Here is a 13,146-nt window from a genome sequence, read left to right as displayed (position 1 = left end):
TTGATCAAGCGAAGACTTGGTTTTGCCGGAATACTTCTGGCAGGACTGATTCTGGTACTGTATCTGACAGGGGGAGGAAAGATTTTTGGAAGACTCGGTGTGTCAAGGTGTGAGAAGCTCTGGAAAGAGTCGGAAGAAGTGATGGTGGAAGGAGAGGTTTATCAGAAAACCAGAAAAGAAGAAAAACTGATCCTGTATCTGAAAAAAATACAGATCAGAGAGATGGGGAATGGAAAAGCAGTCGCTGACGAGAGGCTGCTTGTCTATCTGGATGAAAAGGGAAATGGTCCGGAAATCGGACAGCGGATCCTAGTTAAAGGCAATGTGGGATTTTTTGATCCGGCGGCCAATCCGGGCAATTTTGACCAGAAAAATTATTATAAGCAGCAGAATATCCAGGCAGTCTTATGGAAAGGGAAGGTTCTGGAAAAACAGGTGAAAAAGACTTCCTTCCGCGAAAAGCTGTGGCAGTTTAGGAACCGGACCGCAGATGAGATCTGCAGAGAGATGGGAAAGCGTCGAGGGGGTATTTTGTGTGCGGTTCTTCTGGGAGATTCTTTTTATACAGAAGAGAAAGTAAAAGAACTTTACCGGGTGGCAGGGATCGGGCATCTGCTTGCCAAAAAATGTACTAGTGGATATATATGTGTATAATGTTGATTGTGCGTGAAAAAAGATATTATTTGATACAGGAAACACAGGAAGAGGAGAGATGTGTATGCAGTATGCAGTTGTGGAGTATTATAATGTAAAGTTTTACATCATATTTAAAAGAGATGAAGATATTTCTAAATTTTGGTATTTAAGCAATCGGATAGAAGCAGGTGAGAAATTATATATGAGAGATATTTATCGTTGGTGTGTTGTTCATAAGATACATGTAATGAGTAAATTTGTATATTTGAAAGATATACCAATTACAGCAAATATTTGGAATTATTATAGTTATTTACGTGCGAAAAGCGAATATAAAAGATTAAAACATGAGTATAGTTAGAAAATATTTTGATAGTATTGGGCAAATTTAATGATCAAAGTATTCTATTGACAGTTATAGGTTCTACATATAAAATAAGTATGACACACATTTATAATTCCGAGATACAGAAGGAATTATAAAACTTTTGTTCTAAGCAGAGTGATTAGAACCATGATTTTTGCAGATGAAGTCTGCTATCGTGTTTTGAGTACAGAAAGGCATTGATTATTTTTATGGAATAATCAGTGTCTTTTTTTGTCTTAACAAAAGTTGTGTCAGAAAGTAGGACATAGTTTCGCTTAAACAATCAAAGTAGTAGAAAGGAGCTGTGGGTAACATGTTGCAGGAAATTAAAACATTAGTTCAGACATTGAATGAACAGCGGGATGCATATTATAATAAGGATTCCCCAAAGATGACTGATAAGGAATATGACCGTCTATTTGACCGTTTGGAAGAACTGGAGAAAAAATCAGGAATTATCTTCTCTAATTCGCCAACGCAGAGTGTCGGTTATTATCCAGTCAGTGAATTAGCGAAAGTAAGGCATACAAGAGCGTTGCTTTCGCTTGAAAAAACAAAACAGATTAGGGAGTTGGCTGATTTTATGGAAAATCAGGATACCTTACTGATGTTGAAACTGGATGGACTGACTGTTAAGCTTGTCTATGAAGAGGGTAGGCTGGTACAGGCATCTACTCGTGGTGATGGAAATGTTGGAGAGGATATTACCCACAATATCCCTGCATTTGAAAATGTTCCGCTTTCTATCAGTTATAGGGAAAGGCTTGTTACGACTGGCGAGGCATTTATCTATAAGGACGATTTTCGCCAGTTAAAAGATACAATCCGAGATGGAAATGGAGAACCTTATAAAAATGCCCGCAATTTGGCTTCCGGTTCTGTCCGTAATCTGAATCCAGAAGTGTGTAAAGGACGACATGTTCATTTTATTCCCTTTAATGTGTTAGAGGGGATGGATGAAGGAACTGGTGTTGATAGTAGGGAGTTTAAGCTAATGCAACTTGGAGTCTTGGGATTTGATACTTGTCCTTATGTATATATGGAAGCAGGAAAACACAGTGAGAAAGAACTTAAAGAGCAGATTGAGAAGTTGAAAACTGTTGCAAGTGAAAAGGGAATTCCCATAGATGGTTTGGTTCTTATTTATGACAATCTTAGCTATTCTTTTAAATGTGGTAAAACTGGACACCATTATAAGGATGGACTTGCCTACAAGTTTGAGGATGAAACTTATGAAACAACACTACAAGAAATAGAATGGACACCTTCACGATCTGGTGATTTAGCACCGGTTGCTGTATTTGATTCTGTAGAGATTGACGGTGCGGATGTTTCAAGAGCATCACTCCATAACTTGTCTTTCATTAAGAATTTGGAATTGGTTCCTGGATGCCGTATTCTGGTTTCAAAGCGGAATATGATTATTCCACATATAGAGGATAACCTTGATAGGGGGTTTTATTATGACACTTATCCGCTTCAATGCCCTTGTTGTGGCCGTAATACAAGAATACGGAAAGGGAAAACGAATAAAGGAAATACTTTGGAGACTATATACTGTGACAATCCGGAATGCGATAGCCAGATATTAAAGAAGTATGTTCACTTTGTAGCGAAAAAGGCAATGGATATATCTGGGATTTCCGAATCAAATTTGCGGCGTTTTTTGGAATGTGGATGGCTTACTTCATTCCAGGACATTTACCATTTAGACAGGTATCGAAAAGAAATTGTTGCTTTGGATGGATATGGGGAAAAGTCTTATGAGAGGCTTTGGACAGCAATCAATGAGAGCAGAAACACAGATTTTATCCATTATTTGACTGCAATGGACATTCCAATGGTAGGTACGACAAAGAGCAGGGTGTTGTGTGAAATTTTTGAAGGAAATTTGGACAGCTTTGAGAAAGCGGCTACAGGAAACTTTGATTTTTCAAAGATAGAAGATTTCGGAGATGTTTTAAACCGAAATATTCATACGTGGTTTGCAAATGAAGAGAATTTGAGCTTGTGGAGGGATTTGCAAATGGAAATGAGCTTTAGACCTATGGAGAGTGAAACAGAAGAAAACAAGTTAGTAACGGTTGATAATCCGTTTCAAGGCTGTACGATTGTTGTTACAGGTAAACTTATGACCTTTACTCGTGATGGAATCAATACAAAGATATGGGAACTTGGTGGAAAACCAGGGAGTTCAGTCAGTAAGAATACAGATTATCTAATTTGCGGTGAAAAGGCTGGAAGTAAACTAGCAAAGGCACAGTCATTGGGAATAAAAATTCTTTCAGAAGTAGAATTTTTGGATATGATTGCATAGGTAAAGAAAGGGACAATAGGTAAAGATCAGAAAGGCATTGATTATTTTATGGAATAGTCAATGCCTTTTTAAGGAGAATAGTATGGGGTATAGAGAGCTTGCAGTAAAGATAAAGAATGGATATAGCAGTTTAAAAAGAGAGCCAGTATTTAAATGTTTAGATATTATCTGGAATCAAAAGTTAAAAACAGCAGAGATTTCCGTAGTAAATGATGCAGAATTTAAAGTCATTATCATTGGCAGTACGCAAAATCTTACTACATCAAGAGGATATATGTATTTGTTTTACACAAATGACAGCAAGGTATTATTTCCTTCCGTCAAAGAAATAATACGCAGATTGAAGATTGTTGCAAGCGGAGAGAGGTTGACAGATCAAGATGCAGAGTACTTTGATTGGGAGGAATATGGTTCATTAGAAATGCAAAGAATTTATTTTTCTGAAATTATTAAAAGGGAGGCGAAAACGACTTAGGCTGTAAAGTGTTTTTAAGGAAGCATAATTATATGAATCTAGTAAGGGCTAGAGGGATAAAGAGTGTAATGAAGAAGTTGTGGTATTATTAGAAGAAAAGTGATAGAATAAAAAATATAATCATATAGGAGGATATAATTATGCCAAGAGGAAGAAAGAAAATGGAAAAAATTACTTTGGAAGAACAGTTAGCTTTGGTTGACAAGGAGATTGAGGCTACAGAGAGTTCATTAAAAAATTTACGTCTGAAGAGAAAAGATTTGAAAATAAAGATTGAAGAACAGCAAAAGGATGAACTTTATAGATTAGTTCAGAACTCAGGTAAGAGTTTGGAAGAAGTTATAGCAATGTTGAAAGAAGAGAAAGAAGAGAATTAAGAGCATGATGCAAAAGAGTACTGGGCTTGGAGATGTCCAGTACTTTTTTTGTAATTTACACTATTAGTAATGCAATAGATATTTTCAATTCTAAAAAACCTAAGAAATGGAGAGGTGAACATCACGAAAAAAGCAATTGTAGTCCACTTGAAAGATTTGTGCCAAGCCTGCTAAGATAGAAATTCGAATATTATATGTACCGTTCTCTATTTGTGAATATACGCTGCGAGTGATATCTAAATTCAGAAGTTGTAGTTTTGTTGCTACCTGTTCTTGAGTCATATGGCGTTCTATCCGAAGTTCCCGGATTCTAGTGCCGATTGATATGTCCTGTTTTAATTTTTGATCCATTTTATTTTCTCCCTTACTTATATACATATTACAGAAAAATTTGCAATGAATACGTTGCATTGCTATCTTGATTCTATGGGAGAAAGAGGATATAATTGCAATGAATAGGTTGCAAAATGAAGAATGTGGTAAAAAAATTTTTAAAAATTTATATTTTACAAATGAAATAGAAAAACCTTTGAAAAAGTAGGAAAAACGAGCCATGTGAGAGGGCAAGAATATTGAGAGCAGGATATTCATGGCATTGGTTAAAGATTGAAAAATAATCTCTTGTTGGAGATCCTTTTATAAAACATATGTAGAAGGAATAACTGTGCATGGATTATTTCGCCATCAATGAAATTTTCTGGAGTAGCACTGCAAGTTGGCGGTTGGATTCCACATCGTTTCATACCCTCTTTTTGAATTTGTTTTATGATAAAACATAAATAATGACTGATAGAATCATAAATAGAGAGTGTTAGGAGGGTAGAGGAAAATGAAACGGTATTATGTGGTACATGTAAAGCTAATTTGGGGAATGGTGCTCTTATCTTTTGCATCTCTTTTGTGGAACGGGGTTCAATTTTTCAGTCAGAAAGATAATCTTATTGAAGAGAGAAAAAATCAGAAAGAGGTTTCTTATGAATATAAAAAAATCGAATTTGCTCATTCAAAAGTAAAAGATTCGGTGGACTGTTATCTGTGCGGAAATAATAAGCGCAGCCTTATGGGAATGTATCGGAATTCTGATGAATTGGGAATTGTCAGTGTTAACCATTGGCATGTGGAAAATCTCCGTACACGGAACAGGGATGATGCAGGACAACTGATTAATTCCAGCGGTTCTGTAAATACAATTACAGGAACGGGAGAGGGTGGCAATTTCTTTTACAGCAGCCCTATGAGTAATCGTGGGATTTCTAATGTAAAAGTGAACTATGGAGAAGATAGTATTTTAGATGGAAAGGTAGCGAGAAAATTATTCTGCCAAGCTTGTCTGGAGAAGCTGGAAAGGGTAACAGAAACGTATGTGCCGGAAGACAAAAGCCCTAAGGTAAGAGATTTATTTCTTATAGATTTTAAAACCATGGAACTGTATTCCCTACAGGGACAATATACAGCATATATGATTCGAGATTATTATGTGCAAATTGATTATCAGGAGGAAGGCTTGAAAGTGACAGCCTTTTATGCACCGATATTGGAAAATGGGGAAAAAAGAATAGAATAATATTTATGTATTATAAGACAAGTTAAAGGATTTTGATTATCAGTTGATAATTGAAATTCTTTTTTTATGGTTTTTTACACTTAAATTTATATTTATTTACAGAAACATCACATGTACCGCCTTTTTATTTATTGAAGTTTGGTACATTGACAATTAAATACAGTAGTCACTGAAGCGTTCAGACGGATGTACACAGGAGAATGGAAAACAGTTTGGAGGAATTATATGTTGTTGTTAAGCGTTATAGGTGGCATTTTATTTTTTTTATTGTATTGCTGCCTTGTGGTAGGAAAAAGAAGTGATAGAAAACTGGCAGATTATGAGGAAAGAGAAGAACAGAAAACAAGTAAAGATACTGCAAAGAAATTGGGGGCAGATATATGGGAAAAACAGGAGTAATAAATAGGGATTTTACTGGGGAGGAAAATAACGTTTACCATGATGTAATCCGGCTATTTAAAATATATCGAGCCGTAAACTGGAGAATGCAGATTAAAGTCAATCAAGTAAAGCACCGGATACGGGAAGAGTATGGAACGGATCTTGATGAATTTTTGGATAGTATCTATCAGGCTGGTATGGATATCAATCAGGATTTAGATGATATGAAGCAGAGGATAGAAGTAATCAACCGATCTAATAAGTTTCTGAAACTGATAGATGAAGCGGTAGAGTTGATGAGAAATTTTCATCCGCAAGGAGAACGTTATTACTGGGTTTTATATTACAGTTATATGTCAGCACGAAAAGCAGAGAACATAGATGAGATATTAGACCTGTTAGAGCCGCATTTTCCAAAAATCACACGAATACACCGGGCAACGTATTTCCGGTGGCGAGAGCAGGCTTTTCAAGCTGTCAGCAGTATTTTGTGGGGATATGAAGACGAGAGCAGACAGATTATTGAGTACTTCAAAAATAATTTTGAAGTGGAATAGATATTCTGTTGACATGAAAAGTGCGAAAAATTTATATTAGGTACAAGTAATCAATGCGCATAAATTACACAATAATTTTTGAAAGATTTGTACCGGAAAGGAGAGACAAAATATGTTAATGATACCGATTGACACAGGAAATAAAGCAATTAAAACAGAAAATTTTGAGTTTCATTCTGGGATTACGGCATTGGAGAGCATGCCGGGGGAAAATGAAGAGGCGTTAATGTTTCAAGATAAATATTATCGGTTAAGCCATGAAAGAAATGTGTATTTGCCGGATAAGACGCTGGATGACCGTTATTACCTACTGACACTGTTTGCAATTGCAAAAGAATTGGAAAAGCTGAGACAGTCCAGACCATTTATTCCGGGGGAACTGATTAGTATGGACCTGGTAGTAGGACTTCCGCCGCTATATTATCGGAGTCAGTACAAAAAGTTCAGAGACTACTTTTATCGAGAGGGGCGGTTGGTTCATTGTGCATATATGGGAAGGTCATACCGATTGACTTTCTCTAATGTATATGTTCATATGCAGACATACGCTGCATATCTGTATCTGGCGAAAGAACTGAAACTGTCTACATATCCAAAAGTATTGATGATTGATATTGGCGGATATACCTTAGATTACATGTTATTGGAGAAGGGTATGATTTTGTGGAATTACACAGATTCAACAGGAAAAGGCGTTATCTCCATGTATCAGAGGGTAAATAAAGGGATTCGTGAAAAGTTTGACTTGGACTTAAAAGAAAATGATATTGATTCTGTTCTGAAAGAAGAAAGCTGTATGTACGGCGAGGCGATTCGAAAACGGGTAGTAGAAATCGTTACCGAACATGTGGAAGAAATACTGGGAATGTTTCGGGAGTGCGGAATAGATTTGCGTTCGGCAATGACGATTTTTGTAGGTGGAGGTTCAATTCTTTTATCAAAGATAATTGAAACCGTGTGGAAACGATATGACGGAGAATATTACGTGGTAAATGATTCAAAAGTCAATGTACATGGGTACCGAAAAAAATATCTGTTTGATAAAAAAATGCAGTAAAAGGGAGGTATCCTTATGGCAAAACAGGATGAACACCGTTTTAATTTGAGATTTGATGAAGATGATGAAAATCATAGACGGGTAAGTGCCTATTTGAACCAATGTGGCAGAAAAAAGGCAAGATACATTGTAAAGGCGGTACTTGCCTATTGGGAGCTGCAAGATGGAAGGATACCGGTTGTAGAACAGCCGGAAAGGAAACAGTTATCAGAAACAGAGTCAGCGATTCATAAAATAGGAGAACAGGATAAGGCGGACAGACTGATTCAGGTAGAAGATGTAAAGGATAGTGGGCTGGATCGGGAGGAAGCTGATTTGATGCGTCAGAATTATGCAATGTTTGAGGATATGGAGTAGGAAAGGAGAGAGGTATACGAGAACAAAAAGAAATGCAGGCAGAATGACGCTGGCAATCATCATTGCGGTATTGATCAGGTTTTTGTTTCAATGTTTTTTTGAAGTAGCGTATGTAAACGGGAAGTCAATGGAACCGACTTTTCAGAATGGAGATGCACTCTTATTAAAGAAATGGGGAGTACCAAAAAAAGATGATATTATTATCGCATACATAGAAGAACTTGACCTCATGGTAGTAAAAAGAATACTGGCTATAGAAGGTGATGTAGTCAGTATAGACGAAAGTGGTGTATACGTGAATGGGAAAAAAGCTGCGGAATCTGTTGATATGAAACGGACGAGTATGGAATTTATAGTAACTGCAAATCAGTATTTTCTAATCGGGGATAATATGATGGATTCTTTGGACTCACGTATTTGGGGATGTATAGGCAGAAGTGCTGTCCAGGGGATCGTTATAAAAAAATTATTTTAGAGGAGGCAGAAGAATCATGAAAATGAACAAAATATATGGATTGTGTGCAGTGCAGCTTATGGGGGTAGGTGTACAGCTTATGAATAGGGTAGCAGGAAGTATGATTGTCTTTCTCGGTGTCATAGGAATTATTTTGTTTGTGGCACGAGAGGATATGGAACGTCGAAAATATAAGACTTGTCCAAAGTGCAAGGCACAAATACTGAAGAAAGCACGTATCTGTCCAAAATGCGGAAATCAGTATATGCAGGCTGTATCGGAAGAAGCATTAATGGAGATGATTGAACAGAGATGTGTTGAAGAGGAAGAAAGAACTTCAGAAATGATTGATTGTGACTTTGAGAAAATTGAGGAAGTGGCAGTAGACACATTTACTTCTTTCGATGGGGATATACAGGAATTTTTGGAGAAAAAGGACTCTCAGGAGAATATATTAACTGTGAATTAAGAAAATGCTAGTAAAAAGTAAGAATTGACATAAGAGATTGGTGTTAAGATTATACTAAATAACCATTTTAATATTGAAAGATACAAAAGAAAGGTATAATCTCATATAGAAGTATAACAAATATTTTGGCAGATATTTCTAGAGATAAACGGTAGAGTTATAAAAAAGAAATACTGCAATCAAGGTAATATAAGCGAAATAACAGACTGTTGGGACATGATCCTGACAGTCTATTTTTTTGTCGAAAAATGTATTTTTCTGCATGAATATATGCGGATGCAGAAAAAATACTGGGCAAGGTCACCGCCTGAAAGGTTCAGCGAAATGAGTAAAAACTTTCAGGAGGCAGAGATGGATAAATATAATGATGAATTAAAAATGCAGTTTAGTGCGTATGTGAAACAGTCAATTTTAAACAGGAGAGGACAATACCTGAGGAAAAAATACAGGATTGAAAGTCTTGAAGTAAATTATGAAGAGTACCTGAGTGTTCTGAAGCAGGATACAGAAGAACTATTTGGAAAAATAGAAAAACTGTCAGGGAAAGTATTTAGTGAGATAGTAGAGAGCAGGCTGCTTTTAGAACAGATAGAAGATTATCAGCTTTTACAAGCATTAATTACGTTATCTGAAGAACAGAAAAAAGTAATTTTGCTCCGTATATTTTACGAAAAAACATTTCGAGAAATTGATTGGATTCTTGGATTTCCAGAGAAAAAAGCTGAAAATACATACTATAATGCTATCAGAAAGCTACGGAAATTAATGGGAGGTAAACGTCATGGAGTTTAAAGAAATGTTGAAGTATGCGAAAGCATATGATAAAAGAGCGATGATGGATATAATAGAAATGTACCGTCCATTATTGATTAGTAAGTCGGTTGTGAATGGAAAGTTTGATGAAGATCTATATCAGGAATTTGTCTATACCATGTTGATGTGTATTTTAAAATTCCCATATCCTCAATCAAAACCGGAAGAATAAGGGGGGTACTATATGTTGTATTTTAGTATTGACACAAACCATATATTGTTATAAGATAAAATTGGTACAAGTATTTTTCAGAAAATGATTTCTGAAAGAGGGGTTTTTGTTTCGGCATAGGTTGGAACTAAAATTTAGGCAGTTTACTGCGTGTAAATTAAGAAGAAAGACATTGATTATTTTAGGATGATCGGTGTCTTTTTTTGTTTGCCTGAAAAAATGTATCGGGAAGGAGGATAGTGTTACGGAAACTACAGGACATGGAAAGGAGGAACACGAATGAAAACGAAGAAATTTATACAGATTTATGGTAAAGTCATGCTGCCGGTAATCAGAGGAATGAGCGCAAAGTATTTCAGCAATGGAACATGGAAAGAAACAGCGAAAGTCAGGCGTATTGTGGAGGTGACGGATACATATATTAAGTTCGAAACAGACCGTATTCGTTATTGTATTGATTTTGGAATGGTAGAAAGTGCTGTACTGCCAGCAGCGGCATAGAAGGAAGAGGGGAAAGGCTGTTATATATTGACGGTCTTTCCCCTATAAGGGAAAAAAGAGATGAAATTGCCATGAGTATGCGACTATATTGCAACCCCATTGTTATTGACAGATGACTTCCTTGAAGATACAATGGTAAAGTAAAGTTTTGTGCATGAACGGAACTTGCATGGAGAGCCGCAAAACATTACAGCAAACAGACAGTCACAAAAGGGCTGTCTTTTTTTATGCAAAAAGTAAGTTGATTTTCATACAGAAGGGAGGGAAGTTATTGGCAGGAAATATCAAAAAACAGAATATGGATAGTCTAAAAGCGGGGAATCAGTACATGCAACTGGTTCCTCGTTTTGCATTTATTGCTTTTTTAGCTGTTGCACTGATTGCGGTTTCGGCATCACCTGTTTTTGCCGCCGGTATTTTTGATACAGCAAAAAATGCGATGCAGACAGTTTACAAAGATGTAGCGGGGATAGCAACAGTAGCAGCGGTTGTGTGTGCGGCAGTTTGCTTATTCTTAATGAATTTTTCTAAATCAGGTCGGACAGTAGATGAATCAAGATCCTGGTTAAAGAGAATCATCATTTGCTGGGCAGCACTCATGACAATGGGAGCGATTGTAACATATTTCGAGAGTATCATTCCAAAGAGTATGTTCGGCGGTTAATGTAAACAGAAAAAGCCGGTGCTCTCCCGGCAGAAAGGAGGTTGCCTGAAAGGGTAAGAGACATACATGGGTTGGTTATTAGAATTATTGGTCGAGGGAATCAGAGAAATGCTGTCACAGTTTGTAATCGACATGATGACGCTTGTGACGGATATGTTTACAGAGCTACTGTCCTGTGACCTTAGTTTATTTGAAGAATTATTTTCTGTGGTAGGAGACCTGTATACGAATGTGATGCTACCGATGGGAATAGCCCTGCTTCTTTTGATTTGTGTCTGGCAGTTATTTAAAAGCATGTTTGGAAAAGCAGGAGTTTCCAGTGAAGATCCAATAGAATTGGTATGCCGGACTGGAATCAGTCTATTTTTTATTGTGGCGGCAAAGCCATTAGTTGACTATATTCTGACGGTGGCAGGTACACCGTATCAATGGATTGCGGGAACGGATATTGAGGTAAGCAGCTTTTCCGAATATGTATCAGCATTGGAAGGACTGACTGGCGGACTGGGAATTGACAGTTTAAACATAGCAGTGCTTATGTTAATCATGCAGTTTGTAGTTGCATGGAATTATTTTAAAATGCTCTTTGTAATTGCAGAGAGATATGTATTGCTTGGTGTATTTTCCTACACTGCACCTTTAGCATTTGGTACGGGCGGTTCAAAAGCAACAAATAACATTTTGGCATCATGGGCGAAGATGTTTGGCGGACAGATTGTGTTAATTATTCTGAATTCATGGTGTTTGAAAATGTTTTTATCAGGGTATGGGAATCTTAATGCAAGCAGTTACGGATTTACCAAATTCTTTGTCGCAACGTTATGTCTGGTAGGCTTTTGTAAAGTCACGTTTAAATTAGACTCATATTTATCCTCACTGGGCGTTAATTTAGGACGACCAACAACTGGAATCGGGGCGCTTGGTCTGATGATGGCAGCCGGAAGAGTGCTGTCACATGTTGGAAGGGGCGTCGGTGACTCAGCAGGAGCAAGTGATCATGCAGGAAATAGCCAGGTATCTACAGATGGAGCCGGAATGACGGATGCTGCACCAGGTCCGATTCCAATGGGATTTGGAAACGACGGTGATGCGATGCACATGGAGGGCGAAAATGATTTTGATAGTGCAACAGTTGATGAAGCAGTAGATATGGAAGCAGATGGAAACGACTTTGATTCTATGGATAAGGAACAGGGCGGTGTATTGCAAGAAATGGGTATGATGCCTGAAGATACGTTTGCTGATGAAGAGGGAATGACAGATATGAATGGTTTCTCCGATGGCACAGACTTTGATTCCGGTGAGTTGTCAGAGAATGCTGCAGATGGTCTCGTGGAAGGTACAGATGGTCTTGTGGAAAGTGCAGATAGTACAGATATGGATACCGTGCTCACAGGAGAGGGAAGTATGGTGAGTGATTTCGGAGATTATCCGGTAGAGGAAGATGAAGCAGAAACGGGAGATTCCATAGAGCCTGAAATGGAATTAGACGGAAATGCAATTGGTAGTACTGGTGGCGAAGATATCGGAATTGGAAGTGGAATGGATACATCCGGTGGAGAATCGCCGCTTTCTGGAGGAAATCAATTATCTGGTAAACAGGTATCCGGACAGTCTGGTGGAATTATCAGCGAAATAGGCGGAGATGGCGGTGTAATGCTGTCCGATTCTTTTGATGCAGGTGGACAAGACTATACAGCAGAGGGTAGATCTCTGCATACAAATGATGGCTTGGATAGAGAGAACAGAGGCTATCAGTCAGAAGGATATCACGATTTTGATGTACCGATACATCAAAATACTTCTTCCACCATGGATACAGACCATAGTTTAAATGGTTTAAATACGGAAGAGGTTAGAAGCCAGGACAGGAGAAACGGTGCTGAAACAAGGAAAAGCTGGGAAGTTCCAAAATCAAGGGAAGAACTTAATCAGCGAAACCAGAAAAATCACAGACGGAATGAAGATGATTTTCTGACATAAGG

General features: G+C 37.5%; 18 protein-coding genes. 17 read left to right on the top strand and 1 reads right to left on the bottom strand.

Annotation, left to right across the window (positions count from 1 at the left end; all coding sequences use genetic code 11):
* From PGY05_RS10165 to PGY05_RS10145, 5 genes are all read left to right on the top strand, one after another.
* The gene (locus tag PGY05_RS10165; protein ID WP_195368646.1) at positions 1-654 is read left to right on the top strand and encodes a ComEC/Rec2 family competence protein; all 654 of its coding nucleotides are present in this window, start codon (positions 1-3) and stop codon (positions 652-654) included.
* A gap of 64 nt (positions 655-718) precedes the next feature.
* Positions 719-997, top strand: coding sequence for a hypothetical protein (locus PGY05_RS10160; protein WP_055303570.1), 279 nt, complete (start codon positions 719-721; stop codon positions 995-997).
* A 319-nt stretch (positions 998-1,316) separates the two neighbouring features.
* Positions 1,317-3,320 (top strand): NAD-dependent DNA ligase LigA, encoded by a 2,004-nt coding sequence (gene ligA, locus PGY05_RS10155; RefSeq protein ID WP_118621661.1) that lies wholly within the window; start codon positions 1,317-1,319, stop codon positions 3,318-3,320.
* Positions 3,321-3,402: 82 nt separating this feature from the next.
* Positions 3,403-3,795 carry a hypothetical protein gene (locus tag PGY05_RS10150; protein WP_118621660.1) on the top strand — a complete coding sequence of 131 codons (393 nt, stop codon included), beginning with the start codon at positions 3,403-3,405 and terminating at the stop codon, positions 3,793-3,795.
* Positions 3,796-3,935: 140 nt separating this feature from the next.
* The gene (locus PGY05_RS10145) at positions 3,936-4,172 is read left to right on the top strand and encodes a hypothetical protein (protein WP_118621659.1); all 237 of its coding nucleotides are present in this window, start codon (positions 3,936-3,938) and stop codon (positions 4,170-4,172) included.
* Between the two features lie 99 nt (positions 4,173-4,271).
* Here the strand turns inward: PGY05_RS10145 and PGY05_RS10140 are convergent, their stop codons facing one another.
* The gene (locus PGY05_RS10140) at positions 4,272-4,523 is read right to left on the bottom strand and encodes a helix-turn-helix domain-containing protein (RefSeq protein WP_118621658.1); all 252 of its coding nucleotides are present in this window, start codon (positions 4,521-4,523) and stop codon (positions 4,272-4,274) included.
* A 478-nt stretch (positions 4,524-5,001) separates the two neighbouring features.
* On the opposite strand from PGY05_RS10140, the gene PGY05_RS10135 reads away from it, so the two are divergent.
* The 12 genes from PGY05_RS10135 to PGY05_RS10080 all read left to right on the top strand — a co-directional run bounded on the left by PGY05_RS10135 (position 5,002) and on the right by PGY05_RS10080 (position 13,144).
* The gene (locus PGY05_RS10135) at positions 5,002-5,736 is read left to right on the top strand and encodes a hypothetical protein (RefSeq protein WP_118621657.1); all 735 of its coding nucleotides are present in this window, start codon (positions 5,002-5,004) and stop codon (positions 5,734-5,736) included.
* A 186-nt stretch (positions 5,737-5,922) separates the two neighbouring features.
* Positions 5,923-6,135: a hypothetical protein gene (locus PGY05_RS10130; RefSeq protein WP_147356321.1), complete on the top strand. Its 213-nt coding sequence runs from the start codon at positions 5,923-5,925 to the stop codon at positions 6,133-6,135.
* On the top strand, positions 6,117-6,674 hold the full coding sequence (locus PGY05_RS10125) for a hypothetical protein (RefSeq protein ID WP_117500884.1): 558 nt from the start codon (positions 6,117-6,119) through the stop codon (positions 6,672-6,674). The genes PGY05_RS10130 and PGY05_RS10125 overlap by 19 nt, the downstream gene beginning before the upstream one ends.
* Positions 6,675-6,786: 112 nt before the next feature.
* The gene (locus tag PGY05_RS10120) at positions 6,787-7,731 is read left to right on the top strand and encodes a ParM/StbA family protein (protein ID WP_270475819.1); all 945 of its coding nucleotides are present in this window, start codon (positions 6,787-6,789) and stop codon (positions 7,729-7,731) included.
* A gap of 15 nt (positions 7,732-7,746) precedes the next feature.
* Positions 7,747-8,088, top strand: coding sequence for a hypothetical protein (locus tag PGY05_RS10115; protein WP_270475818.1), 342 nt, complete (start codon positions 7,747-7,749; stop codon positions 8,086-8,088).
* 43 nt (positions 8,089-8,131) lie between these two features.
* Positions 8,132-8,563: a signal peptidase I gene (lepB, locus tag PGY05_RS10110; protein ID WP_270475817.1), complete on the top strand. Its 432-nt coding sequence runs from the start codon at positions 8,132-8,134 to the stop codon at positions 8,561-8,563.
* Positions 8,564-8,579: 16 nt separating this feature from the next.
* A complete protein-coding gene (locus PGY05_RS10105; protein ID WP_118621654.1) occupies positions 8,580-9,011 on the top strand; it encodes a zinc ribbon domain-containing protein in 432 nt (143 codons plus the stop codon).
* A gap of 276 nt (positions 9,012-9,287) precedes the next feature.
* Positions 9,288-9,803 (top strand): sigma-70 family RNA polymerase sigma factor, encoded by a 516-nt coding sequence (locus PGY05_RS10100; RefSeq protein WP_270475816.1) that lies wholly within the window; start codon positions 9,288-9,290, stop codon positions 9,801-9,803.
* A complete protein-coding gene (locus PGY05_RS10095; protein ID WP_117500889.1) occupies positions 9,793-9,996 on the top strand; it encodes a helix-turn-helix domain-containing protein in 204 nt (67 codons plus the stop codon). Before PGY05_RS10100 ends, PGY05_RS10095 begins: the two co-directional genes overlap by 11 nt.
* A 279-nt stretch (positions 9,997-10,275) precedes the next feature.
* Positions 10,276-10,497 (top strand): hypothetical protein, encoded by a 222-nt coding sequence (locus tag PGY05_RS10090; protein ID WP_270475815.1) that lies wholly within the window; start codon positions 10,276-10,278, stop codon positions 10,495-10,497.
* 169 nt (positions 10,498-10,666) lie between these two features.
* Positions 10,667-11,161, top strand: a complete 495-nt coding sequence (locus tag PGY05_RS10085; protein WP_330672991.1) for a hypothetical protein — start codon at positions 10,667-10,669, stop codon at positions 11,159-11,161.
* A gap of 66 nt (positions 11,162-11,227) precedes the next feature.
* Positions 11,228-13,144 (top strand): hypothetical protein, encoded by a 1,917-nt coding sequence (locus tag PGY05_RS10080; protein WP_270475814.1) that lies wholly within the window; start codon positions 11,228-11,230, stop codon positions 13,142-13,144.
* The last annotated feature ends 2 nt before the right edge of the window (positions 13,145-13,146 follow it).

This window comes from Coprococcus sp. AF51-11b1, assembly GCF_027682785.1.
GTDB classification, from domain to species: Bacteria; Bacillota; Clostridia; order Lachnospirales; family Lachnospiraceae; genus Allocoprococcus; species Allocoprococcus comes.
This window is presented reverse-complemented; position numbering and strand designations above follow the sequence as displayed.